Here is a 24,733-nt window from a genome sequence, read left to right on the forward strand (position 1 = left end):
TGTCTGCGACCCTAAACCCCACCACTGACAATCGCCCCGGTCGCGCAGCTCACCGGCCGCATCGCCATCCGCCCGCAACACCGCGTTCACGACCGCCCGGCCACAATGGCCCCGTCCACACCTGGGGGAAGAATGATCCGCTTCGAGCACGTCAGCAAGAGCTACCCCGACGGCACCACCGCCGTCGACGACCTCACCTTCGAGGTCGCCGAGGGGGAACTCGTCACGCTCGTCGGGCCTTCGGGATGCGGCAAGACCACGACGATGAAGATGGTCAACCGCCTCATCGAGCCCACCAGCGGGCGGATCTTCCTGGACGGCGAGGACATCTCCACCGTCGACCCCGTCCAGCTGCGCCGCCGCATCGGCTACGTGATCCAGCAGGTCGGCCTCTTCCCCCACAAGACCGTCCTGGACAACACCGCCACCGTCCCCCACCTCCTCGGCCGGCCCCGCAAGGAGGCCAGGGCCCGCGCCGCGGAACTCCTCGACCTGGTCGGCCTGGACCCGTCGGCGTACGGCGACCGCTATCCCGAGCAGCTCTCCGGCGGCCAGCGCCAGCGGGTCGGGGTGGCCAGGGCGCTCGCCGCCGACCCGCCCGTCCTGCTGATGGACGAGCCGTTCGGCGCCGTCGACCCGGTCGTCCGCGAGCACCTGCAGAACGAGTTCCTGCGGCTGCAGTCCACGCTCCGCAAGACGGTCCTCTTCGTCACCCACGACATCGAGGAGGCGGTCCGGCTGGGCGACCGGATCGCGGTGTACGGGGCCGGGCGGATCGAGCAGTTCGACACCCCGGCGACGGTGCTGGGCGCGCCCGCGACCCCGTATGCCGCGCAGTTCGTCGGCGCGGACCGGGGCTTGAAGCGGCTCGCCGTCACCCCGGTGGAGCCCGGCGACCTCGAAGCGCCGCCGGTCGTCCGGCTCGACGATCCCGCCGCCTCCGCCGCCGGCCGGCTCGCCGACGAGGGCGCGCCCTGGGCGGTCGTCCTGGACGCCGACGGCGCGCCGTACGGCTGGGTCGCCGCCGCGGCTCTGCGCGGCGGCGGACCGGGCGGGGAAAAGGCACCGGGCGGGGAAACCGCGCCGGGCACGGGCACCGGGCCCGCGGCACCGGCCGGGTCCGGGTCCGGGTCCGGGTCGGGATCCGGCGCCGGGAGCACCGTCCGTGCCCACGCGCGGCCGATGGACGCCTGGGTGCCGCTCGGATCGCCCCTCAAGCAGGCGCTCAGCGCGCTGCTCCAGCACGACGCCGGCTGGATCGCGGTACGGGACGGCGACCGCCATCTGGGCGTCCTGACGCCCGCCGGGCTGCACGGCGCGCTGCGCCGCTCCACCACCGCCGACACCGCGGACGTGCCGCGCGGCGGGGTCACGCTCGACGCGGTCCCGGGCCCCGGCGGCGCCTGACCGCCCGGCCTGGGCAGGCCCGGCGGATCACACCGCCGCGTCGACCCCGCCGTTGCCGTCGTCGTCCGGCAGTTTGCAGACCCGCTCCAGGAAGATCGCCGCGGCGACCACCGCGGCGCCGGCGAGCACCGACAGACCGGCGTAGATCGCCTGGTCACGGCGCGGTTCCACATCGAGGCCGGAGGTCAGCAGGAAGATGCCGACGCCGCCGTAGAGCCCGGCGACCAGCGACGCGACCAGCGCGCTGGCCTGGCCGAAGACCACCGCGCGGGCGGCCACCAGCGGGTCGACGCCCTTCGCTCCGGGCCGTCGCTCCCGCTGGGCGCGCAGCCGTGCGCGAAGCGCGAGCGCGGTCGCGGCGAGCACGGCGGCGATCAGCGCCAGCACGATCGGCGCGGCCACCGGCACGCTGGGCAGGGTCCCGAGGGAGTCCCACAGCCTGGCGACTCCCCAGGCCAGCACGCCGGCCGCCAGGAACAGCCCGACCAGCACCTTGATGTGTAGCTGCTTCACCGAGCGCTCGCCCCTCGCACCGTCATGACCATCCCTGCCGTCACGACCATCTTGCCGTTATGGCCGCGTTGTCCACTGCGTAGGCATATCTCCCGCATGGCGCCACTCCGTACGCCTGCCGTACGGAGCCGCTTCCCGCGCAGCCGACCCGCAACCCTAACGGCTACTCGGGCAGCCGCAGTTCCAGGTCGGCGCGGGCCACCACGCCCGCACGGCCGACCGCAGAGAGCAGTTCGGCCACCGCGCCGCGCCCGGGGACCTCCGCCTCCGGGTCGACGTCGAGCCACGGCACCAGCACGAACGCCCGCTCGTGGGCGCGCGGGTGCGGCAGCGTCAGCAGCGGGTCGTCGGAGAGGACGTCCTGGTAGGCCACGATGTCGACGTCGATCGTGCGCGGGCCCCAGCGCTCGTCCCGCACCCGCTCGAAGGCTTCCTCGATCGCGTGCCCGCGCTCCAGGAGGGACTCCGGCGGCAGCGTCGTCTTGATCAGCACCACGGCGTTGAAGTACGCCGGCTGGCTGGCGGCGTCCACGCCCCACGGCTCGGTCTCGTACACCGGCGAGACCGCCTTGACGCGCAGGCCAGGGGTGTCCTCCAGCGCGTCCACGGCGCCCTGGAGGGTCTCCAGGCGGTTGCCGAGGTTGCTGCCGAGGGAGATCACGGCGCGTTTGGGGTTGGAGAGCGTCACATCGGCGGCGTCCACCTGCTCCACGACGGAGGCGGGCACCGGCTGAACGGTCGGGTCACTGCTGGTGTTCATGTACTCGACTCCGAGTGATGGTGATGGTCACGTCGTCGAAGGGGACGGTGATCGGCGCGTCCGGCTTGTGCACCACCACCTCCACTTCCTGCACGCCCTCGTGCTTGAGGCACTGGTCGGCGATGCGCTCCGCCAGGGTCTCGATGAGGTCGACGGGCTCGCCCTCCACGACGGCCACCACCTCCTCGGCCACGACGCCGTAGTGCACGGTCTTCGCGAGATCGTCGGATGCGGCCGCCTGGCGGGTGTCCAGACCGAGAACCAGGTCGACGATGAAGGTCTGGCCTTCCTCGCGCTCACGGGGAAACACCCCGTGGTGGCCCCGGGCCTTCAGCCCACGCAGCGCGACACGATCCACGCGAATCACTCCCACTGGTCCACGGCACCTCTGGCGCCACTGTTTCGTCGGTTCCGGGCAGGCGTCCGGAGCGATCCGGCAACACTGCCCCGCCATCGAATCTACCTTCGAGCACCGACAGTCCTCGCCCACGGGGGCTATGGACATGTCCCCGTCCTGCTGCTAAGCACGGCACAGCCAGCGGGCCGGGAGATCGTCCGCGCGGCCTCTTACCCCCCTCCGCACGCCCCACCCCTACCCGTGCCGCACTTGGCTCGAACGGGTGCGCCCTCGCCCGGATGGCTGACGTGTCCCGCTGACGCGGTGCGCACCCCGCCGCCGGGAGCGCAAGAGCAGCCGGCCATGGCAAGGTTCACACGCCGGGCCGACCGGATCTTGAGACGTACGGCCGCGCGCCGTGCGCACGAGCTCCGCACGCCCGTCAGGACGCACCGGAGCCCGCCGCGCGCACGCATCGCCGCCCGCTTCCCGGAAGCCGTCCGGCGGGCCGCCTCACGCGCCCGGCGGACCGCCTCAGAGGACGCCCTCGTCGCCCTCGCCCTCGCCGAGCCCCCCGGCCCCGCCGCCCTCGCCGTCCTCGTCCTCGTCGTCGTCCCGGTCCGCCAGCACCGGCGACCCGTGGTGCGACCACACCCGCCAGCCCTCCTCCGTACGCCGGAAGACATTGGTCGCCACGACCAGCTGGCCGATCAGCGGGCCCACCGAGCCGTCGTCCTCCGCCGGACCGCCGCTGAGGATGTTCTCGGTGCAGGTCACCAGGGCGGTGTCACCGATGACATCGATCTCCACGTCCGTCAGGAAGAACTGGATGTACTCGGTGTTCGCCATGATCAGGGCGTACGAGCGCAGCACCTCACCGCGCCCCCGCAGCACCGGCCAGCCGGGGTGGACCACGCTCACCTGGCCGTCCAGCCACAGTTCGGCCAGCGCCTCGTGATCGCCGCGCTCGATGGTCTCGTACAGGGTCGTGTTGGCCTGCTCGACCAACTCGATGTCCGTCCGTGGGCCCAAGCCGCTCACACCGTTCCCGTCGAATTCGCCGTCGTCCCGCTCGTCCCGCCGTCACCGGCCGTACCTGCTGTCGCGCTCTCCACGGCACGGGCCACCCGTACCGCGTCCGCGCTCGCCCTGACCTCGTGCACCCGCACCGCCCAGGCCCCCTCCCGCGCCACGATCGCCGACACCGCCGCCGTCGCGGCATCCCGCTCCCGGGCCGGCGGCGGGGCGGCTTCCGTGCCGCCCGCCAGCACCCTGCCCAGGAACCGTTTCCTCGATGCGGCCACCAGCAGCGGTCGGCCCAGCGCCCGCAGCCGCGGCAGGTGGGCGACCAGCGCGAGGTCGTGCTCGGCCGCCTTGGCGAAGCCCAGACCGGGGTCGATGACGATCCGGTCGGGGTCGACGCCGCCGGCCACCGCGCGCTCCATGGCCCGCCCCAGTTCGTCGACGACCTCGCCGACCACGTCCCCGTAGACGGCACGGTTGTTCATGTCGATGGACTGGCCGCGCCAGTGCATCACCACGAACGGGACGTGGTGGGCGGCCACCACCGGCACCATGGCCGGATCGGCGGCGCCCCCGCTGACGTCGTTGACCAGCTGCGCCCCGGCCTCGACCGCCTGTTCGGCGACGGACGCCCGCATGGTGTCGACGGAGACCACCACACCGGCCGCGGCCAGCTCCCGTACGACCGGGACGACCCGCCGCAGCTCCTCGGTCTCGTCGACCCGCGCCGCGCCCGGCCGGGTGGACTCGCCGCCCACGTCGACCAGGTCGGCGCCCTGCGCCACCAGGTCCAGGCCGTGTTTGACGGCGAGTTCGGTGTCGAACCACTCGCCGCCGTCGGAGAACGAATCGGGCGTCACATTCACGACGCCCATCACCGCGCAGCGGTCCCAGTCCGGCAGTCCGGCCACCCGGCCACGCAAGGTACTCATGGCACCAGCGTAGGCCGTGTGCCGACCGGCCGGATTGCGGCCACCGCGTGCGGCGGACCGCACCGGCCGGAGCGGTCCGCCGGTGTCCGTCAGGCCGCCGGTTCGACCGCGCCCGCGGTCCGCGCCCGCTCCACGACGTGTGCGCACGGCCGCGGCTCCGCGGCCTTCCTGCGCCGCAGTACGCGCGGCAGGCCCAGCTCCAGATAGCCCTCGGCCTGCAGCGCCGCCAGGCCGATGCGCGGGATGTCGCGGCTGTTGCGGAACACCACGAAGCGGGGCTCCCAGCGCGGCTGGAACTTGTCGTTGAACTTGTAGAGCGACTCGATCTGGTACCAGCGGGACAGGAAGATCAGCATCCCCCGCCAGACCCGGATGACCGGCCCCGCGCCGAGCTTCTCGCCGCGCTCCAGGGACGAGCGGAAGACCGCGAAGTTCAGCGAGACCTGCTTGATCCCGAGGTCCGGGGCGGCCTGCAGCGCCGCGACGATCAGCAGTTCGTTCATGCCCGGGTCGGCGCTGCGGTCGCGCCGCATCAGCTCCAGCGAGATCCCGCTGTCGCCCCACGGCACGAAGTGCTGCATCGCCTTCAGGTCCCCGTACGCCCCCGGCTCCTCCCCCTCGCCGGCCGGCAGATGGGCGGTGGCGATCACCGCGTCGCCGTCGGCCACCGCGTCGATCCGGCCCAGCGCCATCGAGAAGCCGCGCTCGGTGTCGGTGTCCCGCCAGTCGTTCGCGGCCTGCTGGAGCCGCGCCAGCTCCTCGGGCTCCAGGTCGCGCACCCGCCGCACCCGGGTGTGGTAGCCGTTGCGCTCGATGCGCTTGACCATCTGCCGCACGTTGCGCATCGCGCGCCCGCTGAGGGTGAAGCCGGCGACGTCCACGATCGCCTCGTCGCCGAGCTCCAGCGCGTCCATGCCGGTCTCCCGGGTCCACACCTGGCCGCCGGTCTCGCTGCAGCCGGTGACCGCGGGCGTCCAGGAGTGCGCCCGGGCCTCCTCCATGAAGCGCTCGATGGCGCCCGGCCACGCCTCGACGTCGCCTATCGGGTCGCCGCTGGCGAGCATCACGCCGGAGATCACCCGGTAGCAGACCGCGGCCTTGCCGGACGGGGAGAACACCGCGCCCTTGTCGCGGCGCAGCGCGAAGTATCCGAGCGAGTCCCGGGCGCCGTGGGTGGCGAGCAGCTCGCGCAGCCGTGCCTCGTCGTCCTCGGTCAGCCGGGCCGCCGGGTGCTCGGGCCGGAAGGCGAGGTACGCGGTGGTGGCGACGGTCAGCAGGCCCAGCGCGCCGAGGGAGTAGCCGACGGTGTAGTCGACCTGGTTGGTGTAGCCGATGGGGCCCTCGAAGCCGAACATGCCCCACAGGACGTGCTCGGCGCGCGCCGCGAAGGACGGCGAGCCGACGATCTTGTGGGGGTGGGAGCTGACGATCACCATGCCGATGGCGAAGCTGGCGCCGCCGAGCACGACCAGGTTGGCCAGCGCCTTCCAGCGGCTGCGGGGGTCGGGCAGCGCCGCGAATTCCTTGCGGTGCCACACCAGGAACACCAGCAGCACCAGCGACAGCACCGCGCCGAAGACGGAGTGCCGGTAACCGAGCTGCGCGGCGATACCGACCGGCAGCAGGGCCACCGCCGCCACCCACGCCCGCCGTTTGCGCCGTTTGAGTCCGTGGGCCAGCAGGAGCAGCAGGATGCCGACGACGATGGACGCGGCGGCCGCCAGCGGGCTGACCGCTCCCGGCAGCACCTCGGCCACCGCGTGCATACGGCTGTGCCGGAACCGCGGGAACACGCCGGCCGCCAGGTTCAGCAGGCCGACGATCACGCCGGCCGTGCCGACGAACCCCGGCACCGCCGCGGGCCGCGGGCCGCGGAGCCAGCGTGGCGTTCGCCACGCAACCTTCTCCGACTTTTCGCCATCTAGCCTGTCAGACATCACTTTCCCGTCGCCCCGGTCGAGAGAACGTGCGAGCCTTGTCGCAGCATCTGGACTTTTTGCGCCCTGTATGACGGCGTTTCAGGGCTCGGGGTTCCATCAGCGGTACGGATGACCCGGCCGCCCGGAAGAAAGCACCACATGGGTCTCACCAGCAAGAAAGTGCTGCTTCTTGCCGTCCTCGTCGCGGTGGCACTGTTCGTCCTCACCGTGTGGCTCTGGCCACGGCTGTCCAAGGGGAACTGGCGCGCCGTCCTGGGACGCGTCGGACTGCTGCTGGCCACCCAGCTCTCGATCTTCGCCGCGATCGGTCTGTTCGCCAACAACTCCTTCGGTTTCTACGCCTCCTGGGCCGACCTCTTCGGCCAGGAGCAGGAGCCGGGCGTGGTGACCAATTATCAGACCGGCCCGAACGGCACCAAGCTGGAGATGCTGGGGACCGAGCGGATCAGCGTGCAGAACGGGTCGCGGCCCGCGTCCGCCGGCCGCATCGACAAGGTACTGATCCAGGGCGAGCATTCCGGGATCGCCAGCCCGGCATTCGTCTATCTGCCGCCGCAGTACTTCCAGAAGAAATACGCGAAGCAGAAATTCCCGGCGGCTCTGGTGCTCACCGGCTATCCGGGCACCGCGGAGGCACTGTACAAAAAGCTGCATTTCCCGCAGACCCAGCACGAACTGCTCGGCAAGCACAAGATGCGGCCGACCGTTCTGGTGATGATGCGCCCGACGGTGGCGCCGCCCCGCGACACCGAATGCGTCGACATACCGAACGGCCCGCAGACCGAGACGTTCTTCACCAAGGACCTGCGCCGGGACATCACCGAGCACTACCGAATAGGGAGCCAGGCGAAGAGCTGGGGCGTCATGGGCGACTCCACCGGCGGCTACTGCGCCCTGAAGATGGCCATGCGCCACCCCGAGGCGTACTCCACCGCGGTCGCCCTCTCCGGCGCCTACAAGGCTCCCCTGGACGCCACCACCGGTGACCTCTTCGGCGGCAACTCGCAGCTCCAGCGGGAGAACAACCTGCTGTGGCGCCAGCGGCACATGCCCGCTCCCCCGGTGAACCTGCTGGTCACCAGCAGCAAGCAGGGCGAGGGCAACTACCACCAGACGATGCGCTTCATCGAGCAGACCAAGTCGCCCACCCGCATCTCGTCGATCATCCTCGACAGCGGCGGCCACAACTTCAACACCTGGCGCCGCGAGATCCCGGCGGCGCTGCAGTGGCTGGGCAACCACCTGACGGCCTGACGGCCGTACCTCCGCCGGCGGGGTTTCCCCGCCGGCGGAGCCGTGTCAGCGGGCGAGTATCAGGCTCATCGCCTCGGCGCGGGTCGCCGCGTCCCGCAGCTGGCCGCGCACCGCCGAGGTAGTGGTCTTGGCGCCGGGCTTGCGGACCCCGCGCATGGTCATGCACATGTGCTCGCACTCGATGACGACGATCACCCCGCGCGGCTCCAGGATCTCCATCAGGGAGTCCGCGATCTGGGTGGTCAGCCGCTCCTGGACCTGCGGGCGGCGGGCATAGACGTCGACCAGCCGGGCCAGCTTCGACAGCCCGGTGATCTTGCCGTCGGCGGACGGGATGTAGCCCACGTGGGCCACCCCGACGAACGGCACCAGGTGGTGCTCGCAGCTGGAGACCAGCTCGATGTCCTTGACCAGCACCATCTCGTCGTGACCGAGGTCGAAGGTGGTCGTCAGCACGTCCTCGGGCTTCTGCCACAGGCCGGCGAAGATCTCCTTGTAGGCACGGGCGACCCGCGCCGGGGTCTCCAGCAGACCCTCCCGGTCCGGGTCCTCGCCCACGGCGATGAGCAGCTCGCGGACGGCGTTCTCGGCGCGCTTCTCGTCGAACTCGCCGATCTTGCCGTCGACGCCCAGCGTCACAGGGTCGGTCATTTGGTGCCTCGTTCCTTCTGCGCCCGCTCGGCGGCGCGGCTGTATCGCGGAAATGCCGCGCCCCCCAGGCTAAACCTGGGGGGCGCGGCATTTATTCCGGGGCCGTGGGGGCCGCCGGCACTCAGCTCTCGGTGCGCGGCTCCTCCTGAGCCTCCGCCTTCTCCGTCGAGACGGTGGCCGAGGTCGCCACGGAACCGTTGGCCGGGGCCAGCTCCTTGGGCGACAGCACCGGCGGGCGGCTGGAGGGCGTACGGCGCGACGAACCGGTCCACGCGGGGCGCGCGGGGCGCTTGACCACGTGCTTGAAGAGCTCGGCGATCTCCTCCTTGTTGAGCGTCTCCTTCTCCAGGAGCGTCAGCACGAGGTTGTCGAGGATGTCGCGGTTCTCGACCAGGATCTCCCACGCCTCGTTGTGCGCGGTCTCGATCAGCTTCTTGACCTCTTCGTCGACCAGCGCGGCGACCTCTTCCGAGTAGTCGCGCTGGTGACCCATCTCACGGCCCAGGAAGGGCTCGGAGTTGTCGGTGCCGAACTTGATCGCACCGAGCCGCTCGGTCATGCCGTACTGCGTGACCATCGCGCGGGCCGTGGCGGTCGCCTTCTCGATGTCGTTCGCGGCGCCCGTGGTCGGGTCGTGGAAGACCAGCTCCTCCGCCGCGCGGCCGCCCAGCATGTACGCCAGCTGGTCGAGCATCTCGTTGCGGGTGGTGGAGTACTTGTCCTCGTCGGGCAGCACCATGGTGTAGCCCAGGGCCCGGCCGCGGGACAGGATCGTGATCTTGTGAACCGGGTCGGAGTTCGGTGAGGCCGCCGCGACCAGGGCGTGTCCGCCCTCGTGGTACGCGGTGATCTTCTTCTCCTTCTCGGACATGATCCGGGTCCGCTTCTGCGGGCCGGCCACGACGCGGTCGATCGCCTCGTCCAGGAAGTGGTTGTTGATCAGCTTCTCGTCGCTGCGGGCCGTCAGCAGCGCGGCCTCGTTCAGCACGTTCGACAGATCGGCACCGGTGAAGCCGGGGGTGCGCTTGGCGACGGCCGACAGGTCGACGTCCGGGGCGACCGGCTTGCCCTTCTGGTGGACCTTGAGGATCTCCAGACGGCCCTGCAGGTCCGGACGGTCGACGGCGATCTGCCGGTCGAAGCGGCCGGGGCGCAGCAGCGCCGGGTCGAGGATGTCCGGGCGGTTCGTCGCGGCGATGAGGATCACGCCGCCCTTGACGTCGAAGCCGTCCATCTCGACCAGCAGCTGGTTGAGGGTCTGCTCACGCTCGTCGTGGCCACCGCCCAGGCCCGCACCGCGGTGCCGGCCGACGGCGTCGATCTCGTCGACGAAGACGATCGCCGGGGCGTTCGCCTTGGCCTGCTCGAACAGGTCACGGACCCGGGAGGCACCGACACCGACGAACATCTCGACGAAGTCGGAACCGGAGATCGAGTAGAACGGGACGCCCGCCTCGCCGGCGACGGCACGCGCCAGCAGCGTCTTGCCCGTTCCGGGCGGGCCGTACAGCAGCACGCCCTTGGGAATCTTGGCGCCGACGGCCTGGAACTTCGCCGGCTCCTGCAGGAACTCCTTGATCTCGTGGAGCTCCTCGACCGCCTCGTCCGACCCGGCGACGTCGGCGAACGTCGTCTTGGGGGTGTCCTTGGTGATCAGCTTCGCCTTGGACTTCCCGAAGTTCATCACCCGGGAGCCGCCGCCCTGCATCTGGTTCATCAGGAACAGGAAGACGACCACGATGAGGACGAAGGGAAGCAGCGAGAGCAGCACGCCGACGAACGGGTTCTGCTTCGACGGGGAGACGGTGTACCCGTCCTTGATCTCGCCGGTCTGGTACTTGGCCTGCAGGTTCTTCGCCAGGTCGACGCCCTGGTCGCCGATGTAGCTCGCCTGGAGCTTGTTGGAGCCCTCAATCTTGTTGGAGCCCGACAGCTCAATCTTGATCTTGTTCTCGTCACCGGTCGTCAGCTCGGCGGACTTCACCTTGTTGTCAGCGATCGCCTTGACGACCTGACCGGTGTCCACCGTCTTGTAGCCGCCGGACGAGCCGACGACCTGCATCAACACGACCACGGCGAGGACGGCCAGCACGATCCACATGACCGGCCCACGGAAGTATCGCTTCACGTCCATCCATACGGAGCCGTTTGCGGCCCCGTCCCTCCTGCCACAGTGAGGCACAACGCCCTTGGGTGGGCTGGTCGTGCGTACGGTGTATTACTGGCCCGAAAAAAGAACTGCCTTCGGACGGTACCCCAGCATTGTCACCCGGCGCCTGCGCCGACGGTGAACATGCAACCGAGGATTCCGCTCTCCCTGCTCCAACGGCGGGAAGCCCCGAAGGGTTCCCGCCGGCCCGCGAAAGCTGTTCAGCCCCCGTAGACGTGGGGCGCGAGAGTACCGACGAACGGCAGGTTGCGGTACTTCTCCGCGAAGTCCAGGCCGTAGCCGACGACGAACTCGTTGGGGATGTCGAAGCCGATCCACTTCACGTCGATGGCCACCTTGGCCGCGTCCGGCTTGCGCAGCAGCGTGCAGACCTCCAGCGACGCCGGCTCACGCGAGCCGAGGTTCGACAGCAGCCACGACAGCGTCAGACCGGAGTCGATGATGTCCTCGACGATCAGGACGTGCTTGCCCTTGATGTCGGTGTCCAGGTCCTTGAGGATGCGGACCACACCGGAGGACTGGGTGCCCGCCCCGTAGGAGGACACCGCCATCCAGTCCATCGTGACGGGGGAGGACAGCGCGCGCGCCAGGTCCGCCATCACCATCACCGCGCCCTTGAGGACACCGATGATGAGCAGGTCCTTGCCCGCGTACTCCGCATCGATCTTCGCGGCAAGCTCGGCCAGCTTGGCGTCGATCTCTTCCTTGGTGATGAGTACCGACTGAAGGTCGGCGCCCATGTCCTTGTCGTCCACCCGTGCCACTCTCGCTCGATTCGGTGTTCACGTCAGTCGTGAGACTTCGGCTGCAAGGCGGCGTCTGCGGCTCAGCCCTGCCGGATGACAAGTCTGCCACCCTGCCGTCGCACACCCACGCGCCCGGGCAGATTGATGGCTCCCTGCCCCCGCCAGGCCGTGATCAGCCGGTCCACTTCCTCGATGTGGCGGGCGAAGAGCGAACCGGCCGGGGAACCGGCACCGATCACCGCCCGGCGCAGCACCCGCCGGCGCACGGCGGGCGGCAGGGCGAACAGGGCGGCGACGTCGAGCGAGCCGGTGTCGTCGAGGACGGTGCCCTCGGCCGCGGCGGCCCAGGCGTCCAGGGCGTCGGCATCGTCGCGGGACAGCTGGGCGGTGCGCGCCAGCGCCTCGACGACGCCCTTGCCGAGCGCTTTCTCCAGGGCGGGCAGGCCCTCGTGGCGGAGCCGGGAGCGGGTGTAGGCGGGGTCGGTGTTGTGCGGGTCGTCCCAGACGGGCAGCGACTGGATCAGGCACGCCTTGCGGGCGGTCTGGCGGTCCACGTCGAGGAAGGGCCGGCGGTAGCGGCCATCGTGTCCGCTGGTGGCGGCCATGCCCGACAGCGAGCGGGTGCCGGAGCCGCGGGCGAGGCCGAGGAGGACCGTCTCGGCCTGGTCGTCGCGGGTGTGGCCGAGGAGGACGGCGTCGGCGCCGAGGCGCTCGGCGGCCGCGTCGAGGGCGGCGTAGCGGGCGTCCCGGGCGGCCGCCTCGGGGCCTCCCTCGCGGCCCACGGTGACCGCGACGGCCTCCACGGGGTCGAGCCGCAGGGCCCGCATCCGCAGGGCGACCTCGGCGGCGCGGAGGTCGGAGCCCTCCTGGAGGCCGTGGTCGATGGTGATGCCCCCGGCGCGGACGCCCAGCTTGGGGGCCTCGAAGGCGAGAGCGGAGGCGAGCGCCATGGAGTCGGCGCCGCCGGAGCACGCGACGAGCACGAGCGGGGGCTCGCGCCGGTCCTGTGCGCAGTGGTGGTTGAGCACGTCGTGGAGTACGCGGCGGACCGCCAGGCGTATCGCGGCGACCGCTGGATGGGGACCCATGTCCGTTTCCAATCGTTCAGCTGGGGAGCCTCGGGCCAGCGAGGCACCTTCGTCACACAGAGTGCCTAGATGGTGACAGAGGCGAGCGGTTCCCCGAGCATTGCACGCCTATCCCTCGGTAACGGTCCCTCAGACGGGTGATTGAAGGGGCGCTCTACTGCCATGCGGCGTGCCCAGCTCACAACTTTCGCCTACGGTGCCCCGTCCGCCTTGCGGTGCACCCGCGCGATCCAGTCCGCCGGTTTGGCGATCTCTTGTTTGGTGGGGAGGGTGTTCGGTGACGTCCACACGCGGTTGAAACCGTCCATGCCCACCTCCTCGGCCACCGCCCGGACGAACCGTTCGCCGTCGCGGTACTGCCGCAGCTTGGCGTCCAGGCCCAGCAGCTTGCGCAGCGCCTGGTCGAGCCGGCCGGCGCCGCTGGCCCGGCGCTTCTGGAACTTCTCCCGGATCTCGGCGACCGACGGCACGACGTCGGGCCCCACACCGTCCATCACATAGTCGGCGTGCCCCTCCAGCAGCGACATCACGGCGGTCAGCCGCCCGAGGATCTCGCGCTGCGCCGGGGTCTGCACGAGATCGACGAGGGAGCGACCGCCGTCCTCGCCCTCCTCGCCCTCGGGCTTGGCGCCGGCCAGCGACTGGGCGGCCTCCCGCAGCCGCTCCAGGAGCGTGCCCGGGTCGATGTCGGTCTCCCCGAGGAACGACTGGATCTCGCCCTCGATGTGGTCGCGCAACCAGGGCACGGCGGTGAACTGCGTACGGTGCGTCTCCTCGTGGAGGCACACCCACAGCCGGAAGTCGTGCGGGTCCACCTCGAGCTCGCGCTCCACGTGGACGATGTTCGGCGCGACGAGCAGCAGCCGGCCGCCCTGCGCGGCGGCGGGCAGGGCGCGGGAGGCCGGGGCGAAGGTCTCGTACTGGCCGAGGACCCGCGACGCCAGGAACGACAGCAGCATGCCCAGCTCCACGCCGGTCACCTTGCCGCCGACCGCGCCGAGCACCGCGCCACCGGGCAGCGTGGAACGGCGGTCCTCCATCTTGGCCAGCAGCGGCTTGAGCACGGCCCGGAACCCGGCGACGTTCGCCCGGATCCAGCCGGGCCGGTCCACGACCAGGACGGGGGTGTCGTGCGGCGCCTCGCCCGTCGCGTCCGGCTGTGCCATCCGCGTGAAGGCCCGCACATGCGCCTCGGACGCCTTGGCGTGCCGGCGGAGCTCGGCGACGATCGCGCGCGCCTCGTCCCGGCTCACCTCCGGCCCCGGCCGCACGAACCGGGTCGCGGTCGCGGCCGCGAGATTCCAGTCGACCATCTCGGTTCCACCGATGCTCGTCATGAGTTCACCGTACGTGGGCGCCGTGGGTTTTGACTCCCACGTTGTCGGCTTTCCCGCCGTGGTGGGGGCTTCCCACGTTGTTGTCCGTCCCGCCGTGGGTGTTGCTCGCCGTTGCGCCTGCGGCGGGCCGGGTTGTTGTCGGGTGCGGTGCCGGCCCTCCGGACTTCGTCCTGCGGTCCGTCCCCTCCCGTGGGAGGGAATCTTGAAGGCCGGTGGGGGTGAGCGTCGTTAGTGACGCTCACCCCCACCGGCCTTTACTTCTCCCACTACGGGAGGGGTCGCGCCGCAGGACGAAGTCCGGAGGAGCGGCACCGCACCCAACCACCCACGCCCGCCGCAGGCGCAACGGCGAGCAACCACCACGGCGGGACGGACAACAACGTGGGCTATCGGCACCCGCAGTTCGCCACCGCGGAGGCCAAGTTGTCGAGGGCCTTCTGGGCGCCCTGGGGGTCCGTCGTGCCGGAGGTCATGAAGGAGAAGACCAGCAGGCGGCCGTCGGCGTCGACGACCGTGCCGGCGAGGGTGTTCACGCCGGTGAGGGTGCCCGTCTTGGCCCGTACGGCGCCGGCGCCCGCGCTCTGGCCGGTGTAGCGGTTGCTGAGGGTGCCGGTGAAGGCGGCGACCGGCAGGCCGGTGACCACCGGGCGCAGGGCGGGCTGGCCCGGGTCGGACGCCTGGAGCAGGAGGTGGGCGAGCAGGCCGGCGGAGACCTTGTCGGCGCGGTCCAGGCCGCTGCCGTCGGCGAAGACCGCGCCGGCCAGGGGCAGGTGCTGGCGGGCCAGGGCAGCGCGGACCGCCCCGGCGGCGCCGTCGAAGCTGGCGGGCCGGCCGGCGCCCAGCGCGGTCTGGCGGGCCAGCGCCTCGGCGATGTCGTTGTCGGAGTACGTCAGCATCCGCTCGACGAGGGCGGACAACGGCAGGGAGTGGACCTCGGCGAGACGCTCCGGCTTCGCGGGGGCCTTGGCGGCGGCGGGGGCGCCGTCGACGGTGATGCCGTACTCGTGGAGGAGGTCCGCGAAGGTGTGGGCGGCGGCGTCGGCCGGGTCCGACTCGCGCGGTGCGGGGCCGTGCTCGCTGTCGTCCAGGCGCGCCTCGTCGGTCATCAGGGCGGTGACGGGGGCGATGTTCTCGTTGGGGCCGATGGGGTGCTGGACGGGGCCCGCGTAGGCGGACGCGTCGTAGCCGAGGCCGACGGTGCCGAGGTGGCGCTTGTGGAGCGCACGGGCGGTCGCCTCGGCGAGCGCCCGCAGGCTGGCGGGCTGCTCGGCGGCGTCCGGCCGCGGGGCGCGGGCGGTCAGGGTGGGGTCGCCGCCGCCCACCAGCACGACGCGGTCCTTGCCGGCCAGGACGGCGGTGGTGTCGATGCGGTGGTCGGGGCCGCGGGTGGCCAGCGCGGCGACGGCGGTGGCGAGCTTGACCGTGGAGGCGGGGGTGGCGGCCTTGTCCTGGCCGTCGCCGAAGACCTGGCGGCGGGCGGCGACGTCGACGACGGAGGCGGTGCGCAGCGGCCCCAGCGCCGGGTCCTTGAGCAGCGGCGCGAGGGCGTCGGCCAGGCCCGCGTCGGTCGGGACCGGTGCCGCGCCCCGGCCGGCCGCCGCGGTGGGGACGCCGAGCGCGGGCAGCACCGGTGGCGCGCTGGGCGCCGGCCGGTCCGGGGCCGGGGCGTGATGCTCGCCACTGGCACCGTCCATGACGGCCGCCTCGGTGCGCTCGGCCGTACGCTGACCCGAGTCCCACGGGCCGGCCGCCGCCACCGCGACGATCGCGACCGCAAGACCGGTGGCTGCGGAGACCGCCGTCAGCCGCCAGGTCTGTTGGGTGTGGCGCGGTGTGGCCTGCCAGGTCTGTCGCGCGGCGTCGGCCGCCGCCCGGGCGGTCCGCACCGCCGCGCGCGTCGCCGCCCGCGCGGAACGCTGCGCCGACCGCCATCTGACCTGCCATGTTCTGGTCTCCGGCACCTCGGACCAGCCCCTTTCGCCACCACACACCTGCGTGGGGGACACTTAATCACCAGACGTATGTGTTGATCATGGAGGAGCCACCCGTGGAGTTCGACGTCACCATCGAGATCCCGAAGGGTTCGCGGAACAAGTACGAGGTGGACCACGAGACCGGTCGGATCCGCCTGGACCGTCGACTCTTCACCTCGACCAGCTACCCGGCCGACTACGGCTTTGTCGAGAACACCCTGGGCGAGGACGGCGACCCGCTGGACGCCCTGGTCATCCTGGACGAGCCGACCTTCCCCGGCTGCCTCATCAAGTGCCGCGCGATCGGCATGTTCCGGATGACGGACGAGGCCGGCGGCGACGACAAGCTGCTGTGTGTCCCGGCTTCGGACCCGCGCGTGGAGCACCTCCGTGACATCCACCACGTGTCGGAGTTCGACCGCCTGGAGATCCAGCACTTCTTCGAGGTCTACAAGGACCTGGAGCCCGGCAAGTCCGTCGAGGGCGCCGACTGGGTCGGCCGCACCGAGGCCGAGGCCGAGATCGAGGCGTCGTACAAGCGCTTCGAGTCGCACGGCGGCGGGCACTGACCCGACCCGGGCGCGCGGCGGTTTCCGCGCTCTGATTTTCGTACGCGAACGGGCGGCACCCAGTCGGGTGCCGCCCGTCGTGCGTGTCGGGCCGGGCGGGTGACCGCCCTAGAAGCCGCGGGTGCGCTTGGCCGCGCGGCGGCCGGCGCCGCCCGCCTGCATGCCGGGGGCGCGCAGGAACAGCCGGGCGACCTCGGAGCCGAGGTTGACCCCCACCGCGATGGCCAGCGCCAGCGAGGCGGCCTGGACCAGCGACGTGAGGCCCTGCGGCAGGTGGCCCTGGGCGAAGTTGAGCAGGCCGAAGTACGTGGCGCTACCGGGCAGCAGCGGGCCGATGGCGGCGGTGACGTACGGCAGTGCTGAGGCGTAGCGGTAGCGGGAGAGCAACTGGCCGAAGAGACCGACCAGTCCGGCCGCGATGGCGGTGGCGGGCACCGGGTTGATGCCGGCGACGTAGGCGAGGGCGCCGTAGACCACCCAGGCCACCCCACCGTTCAGGGTTGCGAACGCCACGGTGTGACGTTCCTGCTGGAGCAGTACGCAGAACGCCAGCGCCAGCAGCATCGCCGCGATGGTCTGCACCACCGGCACGTTGTAGGTGCCCAGCGCCTGTTCGGGGTTGAGCCGCCGCAGGCCCGGGTTCAGTTGCAGCCCGATGTACAGCACGCTGAGCACGCCGACGACGATGCCGACGATCAGGTAGCCGACCTCCAGCAGACGGGCGGCGGCGGTGATGTAGTAACCGGTCAGCCCGTCGTGCACGCCGGCGACCAGCGCCCGCCCCGGGATGAGGGCGAACAGCCCACCGGTGATCACCGCGGACGCCTGCACGTTGGCGTGTGCCAGGCCGAAGGCGACGCCCACCGCGGCGGGCGGCATCGCGGCGACCACGAACTGGTAGAACTCCGGCAGTCCCCGGCCGGAGGCGAGCCACGCCAGCCGGTCGCCGAGCATCGAGCCCACCGCGGCCGCCACGAACACCAGCAGCCCGCCGCCGACGAGCATGGAGGCGGCACCGGACAGCAGCCCGGAGGCCACCGTCAGCGCCCAGCTCGGGTAGGGGTGGCGGTTACGGCGGATCTCGGCGAGGCCGCGGTATGCCTCTTCGAGGGTGAGGCCCTCCGAGGTGATCTCGTCGACGAGCCGGAAGACCGCGGACAGCCGGTTGTAGTCGACGCCGCGGCGCCGGACCGTCCGGCTGGCCGTGATCGGGTCGTCGACCAGCGACGGCTGGTACGAGATCGACAGCAGGGTGAAGGTGACGGTCGGCTCGACGCGCTCCAGCCCGTAGGCGTACGCGACGCCGAACATCGCCGCCTCGACGTCCTCCGCGCCCTCACCGCCGGCCAGCAGGATCTCGCCGATGCGCAGCGTCAGGTCGAGTACGCGGGGGACCGCGGGACCGGTCTCCTCGTCGCCGCCCCCGAGGCGCTCGGGGACCGGCCGCTCCCCCACCGGCATCCGCAGCATCGTGCGCATCCGGTCCTGCCAGGGCGCTTCCTTGGTCAGGCTGATGGCCGGTATGCCCTGCGGCGGGGTGAAGGCCAGGCTCATGGCGGTGGCGCCGACGGGCTTGGGCAGCGGTGTCTGACCGGTGGTGCTGCCGGGCCGCACGAAGGCGGAGCCCTCCTGTTCGGCCGGCGCCTCCGGCCGCAGGCCGGCGGGGAGGGCGAACTCGGAGGTGGGGTGCTCGTCCTCGGGCAACGGGGGGTAGGGAACACCGAGCGGCGGGGTGAAGGCGCTGTGCGCCTCGTCCGACGCGGGCTTGCGGTCCTCGGGGGCTCCGCTGCCCTGGTCCGGTGCGTGTGGGTCCGACGCCACGGGTCTTCGCTCCTTGTTGGCCTCCTGGGGGGTGGTCCAAGGACACGATGCCTGATGACCGGACGGGGTGCTCGCTTAGGGGGCACCTTTCCGCTCCCCGCACCGTGCCCGACCACCGCCGCCTCCACGGCAGGAACCGCCGCGGCCGGGGAGCGGGCGCGCGGCGGAGCAACTCCTGAAAGGTTCTGGTGATCGTCTCCCCCGCCGTCGGCCCCTTACTCCCGGGGACCGTGCCGGCGGGATACGGCGCCTGCCGCGCCGGGCGGTTCAGCGCTTGGCGTGCCGCCCGCGGCGGGCGCTGTCCGCGGTCGCGCCGTGCGGGCGGCCCGGCTGCGTGGGCGGAACCGGCGCCGCCCCCTGCTTCTTGGCCTTGCCGCGTGCCCGGAGGAATTCGATCGCGATCGGGATCACGGAGATCAGCACGATCGCGACCAGCATCAGCTCGATGTTCTTGTGGACGAACTCGACGTTGCCGAGCAGCGCGCCGAGCAGGGTGACACCGGCGCCCCACAGGGCACCGCCGATGACGTTGAAGGTGAGGAAGGAGCGGTAGTTCATCCGGCTCACACCGGCGACGATCGGCGTGAACGTCCGCACGATCGGCACGAATCGGGCCAGGATCAGCGACTTGGGGCCGTACTTCTCGAAGAACTCGTGCGCCTTCTCGACGTTCTCCTGCTTGAAGAGGCGGGAGTCGGGGCGCTTGAAGAGGGACGGGCCGACCTTCCGGCCGAAGAGGTAGCCGGCCTGGTCACCCAGGACGGCGGCGAGGACGACCAGGCTGCACACCAGCCACAGGGGGCGGTCCAGCTTGTTCGTCGTCACCAGCAGGCCGGTGGTGAACAGGAGCGAGTCACCCGGCAGGAAGAAGCCGATCAGCAGGCCGGACTCCGCGAAGACGATGACCAGGACGCCGATCAGGCCGAACGTCGCGATCAGGTAGTCCGGGTCCAGCCACTGCGGGCCGAGCGCGAGAGTATTCACGGGGTGAAGGCTCCTGGGTCGAGGGCGCCGGATCGTACGAGCGACGGGGGTACAGGCGCGTGTGCGGCCCAAAACTATCAACGCCGGACGCCGCCCCTTGGTTCCAGGCGCCCGTCGGGGCCCGCCACCCGACCGCTCCCCGACCGCTGGCCGGCCCCCCGGGGCCGGGCGATGCTGGCCGTAAGGAGGTGGCCGGCCATGGGCATCGAGGAGTACGGCGGCGGGCAGCGCGCGCAGTCCGACGTTCTGGTGGTGACGACGAACGACGTGCCGGGGTTTCACGTGGAACGGGTGATCGGCGAGGTCTTCGGCCTCACGGTGCGCTCCCGGCACCTGGGCAGCCAGATCGGCGCGGGCCTGAAGTCGCTGGTCGGCGGCGAGCTGCGGGGGCTGACCAAGACCCTCGTCGAGACCCGCAACCAGGCGATGGAACGGCTGGTGGAACAGGCCCGCTCGCGGGGTGCGAACGCGGTGCTGATGTTCCGCTTCGACGTGTCGGAGGCCGCGGACGTCGGCACCGAGGTGTGCGCGTACGGCACCGCGGCGGTACTGACTCCGCAGCCCTGAGGCGTCCGGGGGCACGGGGCCGGCCCCGGCCCGTACGGCGGCCGGTGAGCGGCCGCCGCACGGCCCCTAGGCGTGCCGGGCGGCGTTGGCGGCCTCGGCCAGGTCCGTCGCCGCCGGCGCGGACGGGGCCGTTCCGGCGTCCATGCGCGCGGCGAGGGCGTCGGTGTTCGCCGTCGTAGTGGTGCAGGGTGCGCACCGTCACGCCGGCGAACGACGCGACCTGCCCTGCCGAATGGCTCACTTCCGCTCCTTCCCGGGTACGCGCTCCACGGTGCGTCCTCACGCCGCGTGAGGTGCAAGTCCGCATCCTGAAAACCGGTGAGGGCGGCGCACGGGGGGTGAGATCCTGCCGCACATGCTGGGGATAACGGATCTGTCCACCTATCTGGTGGGCCTCGCGCTGATCATTCTGCTGCCGGGCCCGAATTCGCTGTACGTCGTCTCGGTGGCGGCCCGGCGCGGTCCCCGCGTCGCCTACCGTGCGGCGGCCGGGGTGCTGTGCGGCGACACCGTGCTGATGACCCTGTCGGCGGGCGGCGTGGCCTCGCTGCTGCAGGCCAGTCCGGTGCTGTTCGCCGTCGTCAAGTTCGCCGGCGCCGGCTATCTGACGTGGCTCGCGGTCGGCATGCTGCGCGGCGCCTGGGCGCTGTGGCGCGGCCGGGAGGCCCGTAAGGCCGAGCTGACGGACGGTGCGCCCAAGGCGGTGAAGGAGACCGTGGAGCGGCCGTTCCGCCGGGCGCTGGTGGTCAGCCTGCTCAACCCGAAGGCGATCCTGTTCTTCATCTCGTTCTTCGTGCAGTTCGTGGACCCGTCGTACGCCCACCCGGTGCTGTCGTTCCTGACGCTGGGCGCCTGGGCGCAGCTGTTCAGCTTCACCTACCTGTCGATCCTGATCTTCAGCGGGACGTACCTGGCGGCGACCTTCCGGCGCCGCAAGCGGCTGACCGCCGGGCTGTCCGCGGGCGCCGGCGCGGCGTTCCTCGGCTTCGCGGCCAAGCTGTCGCTGGCCAGCGCGAGCTGAGCCGCCCCTCCCCGCCGCATACGGGCGGGCGGCCGTCCCGCACCGGGGCGGCCGCCCGCCCGTCGCGCTTCCACTGGGCGAACCCTGGAGGCCGCACACCCCCTATGCCCTTATTGTCGGGACTGTCGGGTTTCCGGGAGGTGCGCTCATGCCCGTCCACGACGTCCACGTCGCCGTCATCTACTACTCGTCCACCGGCACCGTCGCCGAACTCGCCCGCCGCATCGCGGACGCCGCCGAACACGCGGGAGCCGACGTACGGCTGCGGCGGACCGCCGAACTCGCACCGCAGACGGCGATCGACGCCAACCCCGCCTGGGCCGCCAACGCCGCGGCGACCGCGGACGTCATGGAAGCCACCCACGAGGACGTGCTCTGGGCGGACGCGGTGCTCTTCGGCACCCCCACCCGCTTCGGCAACGTCACGTCCCAGCTCAAGCAGTACCTCGACACGCTGGGCGGCCTCTGGCAGCAGGGCAGGCTCGCCGACAAGGTCTACAGCGGCTTCACCGCGTCCGCCACCCGGCACGGCGGCCAGGAATCCACCCTCCTCGCCCTCTACCACACCATCCATCACTTCGGCGGCATCCTCATCGCCCCGGGATACACCGACCCGGCGAAGTTCGTCGACGGCAACCCCTACGGCACCTCTCACGTGGGCGGCCCGGACACCCCCCTCGACGACGACGCGCGCACCGCCGCCCGGATCCAGGCGGAGCGCGTCGTGAAGTTCACCAAAGCCATCAAGCACGGCCTGGCACAGGCCGGATGACGGGAAGTGGCGACAGATGACCCTGCACAAAGGCGCGCCCGCGGCCGACCGCAAGCACATCCGGCACCCGGTCAACCCGTTCTACGGTGAGGCCGACCCGGTTTCCGGCATGGAGACCTCGCCGCCCCGGCACACCCTGCCCGAGAGCCCCCTCGCCCCGCACGCCGCCTACCAGTTCGTCCACGACGAGCTCATGCTGGACGGCAACGCCCGCCTCAACCTGGCGACCTTCGTCACCACCTGGATGGAGCCGCAGGCCGGCGTCCTGATGGCGGAGTGCCGGGACAAGAACATGATCGACAAGGACGAGTACCCGCGCACCGCCGAACTGGAGCGGCGCTGCGTGGCGATGCTCGCCGACCTGTGGCACGCCCCCGACGCGGTCGGCTGCTCCACCACCGGGTCGAGCGAGGCGTGCATGCTCGCCGGCATGGCCCTCAAACGACGCTGGATGCACCGCAACGCCGACCGGTACCCGGCCTCCGCGCGGCCCAACCTCGTCATGGGCGCCAACGTCCAGGTCTGCTGGGAGAAGTTCTGCAACTTCTGGGAGGTCGAGGCCCGCCAGGTCCCGATGCAGGGCGACCGCTTCCACCTCGACGCCGACTCCGCCACCGCGCTCTGCGACGAGAACACCATCGGCGTGGTGGCCATCCTCGGCTCCACCTTCGACGGGTCCTACGAGCCGGTGGCCGACATCTGCGCGGCGCTCGACGACCTCCACGAGAAGAAGGGCTGGGACATCCCGGTCCACGTGGACGGCGCGTCCGGCGCGATGATCGCCCCGTTCCTCGACCCCGAGCTGAAGTGGGACTTCCGGCTGCCGCGGGTCGCCTCCATCAACACCTCCGGCCACAAGTACGGCCTGGTCTACCCCGGCGTCGGCTGGGCCCTGTGGCGCGACGAGGAGGCGCTCCCCGAGGAACTCGTCTTCCGCGTCAACTACCTCGGCGGCGACATGCCGACCTTCGCCCTCAACTTCTCCCGGCCCGGCGCCCAGGTGGCCGCCCAGTACTACACCTTCCTGCGGCTCGGCCGGGCCGGTTTCCGCGCCGTCCAGCAGGCCACCCGGGACGTCGCCCGCTCCATGGCCGAACGCATCGGCTCCCTGGGCGACTTCGAGCTCCTCACCCGCGGCGACGAACTGCCGGTCTTCGCCTTCACCACCGCCGCCCACGTCACCGCCTACGACGTCTTCGACGTGTCCCGGCGCCTGAAGGAACGCGGCTGGCTGATCCCCGCCTACACCTTCCCGCCCGACCGCGAGGACCTCTCCGTCCTGCGCGTCGTCTGCCGCAACGGCTTCTCCCAGGACCTCGCCGACCTCTTCCTCGCCGACCTGGAACAGCTCCTCCAGGAACTGCGGGAACAGCGGGGCCCCCTGGGCCGCCCGGAGAACGAGGCGACCGCCTTCCACCACTGACCCGCACGCCCGCGGGCGCCGGTCACCCCCGGTCCCCGGGAACTCCCCCCGCCCCGTCCGCCTCCGGGCGGTGGCCCCGCCCCGCGTACGGGTTCTCCTGCCCCTCGGCGAGCACCCCGACGAACGGCTCCCCCTCACCGGCGAAGACGTACGCCCCGCCCCTGATCCGTTCGATCAGCCCACGGGTCCACTCCGCCCCCGCGTCCGCGGAGTGGACCCAGTAGTTCATGATCTCGCCGATGTGACCGAGCTGCCCCGGCCCCTCCGCCGGCGTGTAGTACCCGGTGACGGCGCCCCGCCACCCCTCGATCGCCCGCACCCGCTCCTCCAGGAGCTCCAGGGCCTCCGCACGGTCCAGGTCGACCAGGAAGCCGAGCGCCGCCGAGAGCACGTCGGGCTTCTGGTCGTGGGCGGTCAGGGACGCGCGCAGCAGCGCGAAGTACTCCTGCGTGCCCCGCTCCGTGATCTCGTACTCGGTGCGCGGCGGACCGCCGGCCGTGGACGGCGCGGTCTCATGGGCCCGCAGCAGTCCCTGCTTCGCCATGTGCTTGAGCGCGTGGTAGATCGAGCCCGGCTTGGCGTTGGACCACTCGTGGGCGCCCCAGTACTCCAGGTCGTTGCGCACCTGATAGCCGTGAGCCCGCCCGTGCTGCCGAACGGCGCCGAGCACCAGGAGACGGATCGCTGACATGCCCCCAGGCTATTGCGCGCGCCGGCCCCCGGGCCGGCTGCCCACGGGCCGCCGGCCCGCCTACTCCCCGGCCGTACGCTCCCGCCCCGCCCGCTCCTCGTCCACCAGCTCGAAGGCGGTCCTGCCGTCCAGCGACTCGCGGATCACATCGGCGTGCCCGGCGTGCCGGGCGGTCTCCTCGATCAGGTGCAGCATCAGCCACCGCATCGACTGCCGGGCGTTCGGCGGGAACCACGGCGCCTCCGGCAGCGCGAAGGTGTCGTTCAGGCTCGGCACGGAACGGATGAACTTCTCGGTCCGCTGCGCCACGCCCTCCCAGAACTCCAGCACCCCGGCCGGCGTCTCGCCGTCCTCCAGCCGGAAGCTCAGGTGCCAGTTGGACTGGTTCCGCTCGATGGAGTGCGGCAGCCCCTGCGCGATCTCCACCCAGTGCTGCTCGGTCTCCGCGACGTGCTTGACCAGCCCGGCCAGCGACAGCTCACTCGCGCTCGGCCGCTCGGCCGCCTGCGCGTCGGTCAGCCCGAGGACCGCCCGCCGCAGCCCGCCGCGCTGCGCCTCCAGAAAGGCCAGCAGCGCGCCGGTCTCGTCACCGTGTGCCTCAGCAAGAACGTGAGTGGGCATGACATCCGCCTTCCGCGACATCCCTGGGCGCCCGGCACTTCGCCGCCGCCCTTCCGACACCCCTCACGCTACGAACCCTTGCGGACAACTTCTGTCCGCAACTCCCGAGCCCCCGCTTTCCCACCCGGCCGCG

23 protein-coding genes are annotated in these 24,733 nt (G+C 71.6%); 7 read left to right on the forward strand and 16 right to left on the reverse strand.

Features of this window, described 5'->3' with window-relative positions; translation table 11 throughout:
* Nucleotides 1-132: 132 nt before the first annotated feature.
* A complete protein-coding gene (locus SL103_RS33355; protein ID WP_069572674.1) occupies nt 133-1,407 on the forward strand; it encodes an ABC transporter ATP-binding protein in 1,275 nt (424 codons plus the stop codon).
* Between the two features lie 27 nt (nt 1,408-1,434).
* On the opposite strand, the gene SL103_RS33360 is transcribed toward SL103_RS33355, so the two are convergent.
* The 6 genes from SL103_RS33360 to SL103_RS33385 all read right to left on the reverse strand — a co-directional run bounded on the left by SL103_RS33360 (nt 1,435) and on the right by SL103_RS33385 (nt 6,909).
* Nucleotides 1,435-1,920 (reverse strand): DUF3180 domain-containing protein, encoded by a 486-nt coding sequence (locus SL103_RS33360; protein WP_069572676.1) that lies wholly within the window; start codon nt 1,918-1,920, stop codon nt 1,435-1,437.
* A 163-nt stretch (nt 1,921-2,083) separates the two neighbouring features.
* A complete protein-coding gene (gene folK / locus SL103_RS33365; protein WP_069572678.1) occupies nt 2,084-2,680 on the reverse strand; it encodes a 2-amino-4-hydroxy-6-hydroxymethyldihydropteridine diphosphokinase in 597 nt (198 codons plus the stop codon).
* A complete protein-coding gene (gene folB, locus SL103_RS33370) occupies nt 2,664-3,038 on the reverse strand; it encodes a dihydroneopterin aldolase (protein WP_030414985.1) in 375 nt (124 codons plus the stop codon). The genes folK and folB overlap by 17 nt, the downstream gene beginning before the upstream one ends.
* Before the next feature lie 513 nt (nt 3,039-3,551).
* Nucleotides 3,552-4,049, reverse strand: a complete 498-nt coding sequence (locus tag SL103_RS33375) for a nuclear transport factor 2 family protein (protein WP_069574347.1) — start codon at nt 4,047-4,049, stop codon at nt 3,552-3,554.
* Nucleotides 4,050-4,054: 5 nt separating this feature from the next.
* Nucleotides 4,055-4,972, reverse strand: coding sequence for a dihydropteroate synthase (folP, locus tag SL103_RS33380; RefSeq protein ID WP_244304102.1), 918 nt, complete (start codon nt 4,970-4,972; stop codon nt 4,055-4,057).
* Nucleotides 4,973-5,061: 89 nt separating this feature from the next.
* Nucleotides 5,062-6,909, reverse strand: coding sequence for a phosphatidylglycerol lysyltransferase domain-containing protein (locus SL103_RS33385; RefSeq protein ID WP_164492927.1), 1,848 nt, complete (start codon nt 6,907-6,909; stop codon nt 5,062-5,064).
* Between the two features lie 141 nt (nt 6,910-7,050).
* Between SL103_RS33385 and SL103_RS33390 the strand changes: the two genes are divergently transcribed.
* Nucleotides 7,051-8,166 (forward strand): alpha/beta hydrolase, encoded by a 1,116-nt coding sequence (locus SL103_RS33390; RefSeq protein WP_069572682.1) that lies wholly within the window; start codon nt 7,051-7,053, stop codon nt 8,164-8,166.
* A 45-nt stretch (nt 8,167-8,211) separates the two neighbouring features.
* Here the strand turns inward: SL103_RS33390 and folE are convergent, their stop codons facing one another.
* The 6 genes from folE to dacB all read right to left on the reverse strand — a co-directional run bounded on the left by folE (nt 8,212) and on the right by dacB (nt 16,119).
* On the reverse strand, nt 8,212-8,817 hold the full coding sequence (gene folE / locus SL103_RS33395) for a GTP cyclohydrolase I FolE (protein WP_033268949.1): 606 nt from the start codon (nt 8,815-8,817) through the stop codon (nt 8,212-8,214).
* A gap of 121 nt (nt 8,818-8,938) precedes the next feature.
* Nucleotides 8,939-10,951, reverse strand: a complete 2,013-nt coding sequence (gene ftsH / locus SL103_RS33400; protein ID WP_069572683.1) for an ATP-dependent zinc metalloprotease FtsH — start codon at nt 10,949-10,951, stop codon at nt 8,939-8,941.
* A 236-nt stretch (nt 10,952-11,187) separates the two neighbouring features.
* Nucleotides 11,188-11,727: a hypoxanthine phosphoribosyltransferase gene (gene hpt / locus SL103_RS33405; RefSeq protein WP_033269017.1), complete on the reverse strand. Its 540-nt coding sequence runs from the start codon at nt 11,725-11,727 to the stop codon at nt 11,188-11,190.
* An 86-nt stretch (nt 11,728-11,813) separates the two neighbouring features.
* Entirely contained in the window at nt 11,814-12,821 is a 1,008-nt protein-coding gene (tilS, locus tag SL103_RS33410; protein ID WP_069572685.1) for a tRNA lysidine(34) synthetase TilS, read from the reverse strand.
* Nucleotides 12,822-13,012: 191 nt separating this feature from the next.
* The gene (locus tag SL103_RS33415; RefSeq protein WP_069572686.1) at nt 13,013-14,158 is read right to left on the reverse strand and encodes a zinc-dependent metalloprotease; all 1,146 of its coding nucleotides are present in this window, start codon (nt 14,156-14,158) and stop codon (nt 13,013-13,015) included.
* A 386-nt stretch (nt 14,159-14,544) separates the two neighbouring features.
* On the reverse strand, nt 14,545-16,119 hold the full coding sequence (dacB, locus tag SL103_RS33420; protein WP_069572688.1) for a D-alanyl-D-alanine carboxypeptidase/D-alanyl-D-alanine endopeptidase: 1,575 nt from the start codon (nt 16,117-16,119) through the stop codon (nt 14,545-14,547).
* Nucleotides 16,120-16,205: 86 nt separating this feature from the next.
* On the opposite strand from dacB, the gene SL103_RS33425 reads away from it, so the two are divergent.
* Entirely contained in the window at nt 16,206-16,700 is a 495-nt protein-coding gene (locus SL103_RS33425; RefSeq protein WP_033268944.1) for an inorganic diphosphatase, read from the forward strand.
* Nucleotides 16,701-16,808: 108 nt separating this feature from the next.
* Here SL103_RS33425 and SL103_RS33430 read toward each other — a convergent pair whose 3' ends face one another.
* Nucleotides 16,809-18,521: a threonine/serine ThrE exporter family protein gene (locus SL103_RS33430; RefSeq protein ID WP_069572690.1), complete on the reverse strand. Its 1,713-nt coding sequence runs from the start codon at nt 18,519-18,521 to the stop codon at nt 16,809-16,811.
* Nucleotides 18,522-18,788: 267 nt separating this feature from the next.
* Nucleotides 18,789-19,505, reverse strand: coding sequence for a DedA family protein (locus tag SL103_RS33435; RefSeq protein ID WP_069572692.1), 717 nt, complete (start codon nt 19,503-19,505; stop codon nt 18,789-18,791).
* Nucleotides 19,506-19,703: 198 nt separating this feature from the next.
* On the opposite strand from SL103_RS33435, the gene SL103_RS33440 reads away from it, so the two are divergent.
* The 4 genes from SL103_RS33440 (at nt 19,704) to SL103_RS33455 (ending at nt 23,288) form a co-directional block, all read left to right on the forward strand.
* Nucleotides 19,704-20,072 (forward strand): YbjQ family protein, encoded by a 369-nt coding sequence (locus SL103_RS33440; protein WP_069572694.1) that lies wholly within the window; start codon nt 19,704-19,706, stop codon nt 20,070-20,072.
* 355 nt (nt 20,073-20,427) lie between these two features.
* Complete coding sequence (gene leuE, locus SL103_RS33445; protein WP_069572696.1) at nt 20,428-21,093, forward strand: leucine efflux protein LeuE; 666 nt, start codon at nt 20,428-20,430, stop codon at nt 21,091-21,093.
* A gap of 148 nt (nt 21,094-21,241) precedes the next feature.
* Entirely contained in the window at nt 21,242-21,865 is a 624-nt protein-coding gene (gene wrbA / locus SL103_RS33450; protein ID WP_069572697.1) for an NAD(P)H:quinone oxidoreductase, read from the forward strand.
* Between the two features lie 16 nt (nt 21,866-21,881).
* Nucleotides 21,882-23,288 carry a glutamate decarboxylase gene (locus SL103_RS33455; RefSeq protein ID WP_069572698.1) on the forward strand — a complete coding sequence of 469 codons (1,407 nt, stop codon included), beginning with the start codon at nt 21,882-21,884 and terminating at the stop codon, nt 23,286-23,288.
* A 22-nt stretch (nt 23,289-23,310) separates the two neighbouring features.
* Here SL103_RS33455 and SL103_RS33460 read toward each other — a convergent pair whose 3' ends face one another.
* Nucleotides 23,311-23,979, reverse strand: coding sequence for a PadR family transcriptional regulator (locus SL103_RS33460; RefSeq protein WP_069572700.1), 669 nt, complete (start codon nt 23,977-23,979; stop codon nt 23,311-23,313).
* Between the two features lie 60 nt (nt 23,980-24,039).
* Nucleotides 24,040-24,600 (reverse strand): DinB family protein, encoded by a 561-nt coding sequence (locus tag SL103_RS33465; protein WP_069572701.1) that lies wholly within the window; start codon nt 24,598-24,600, stop codon nt 24,040-24,042.
* Nucleotides 24,601-24,733: the final 133 nt, after the last annotated feature.

Origin of the sequence: Streptomyces lydicus (genome assembly GCF_001729485.1) — a bacterium.
Classification (GTDB): Bacteria; Actinomycetota; Actinomycetes; order Streptomycetales; family Streptomycetaceae; genus Streptomyces; species Streptomyces lydicus_D.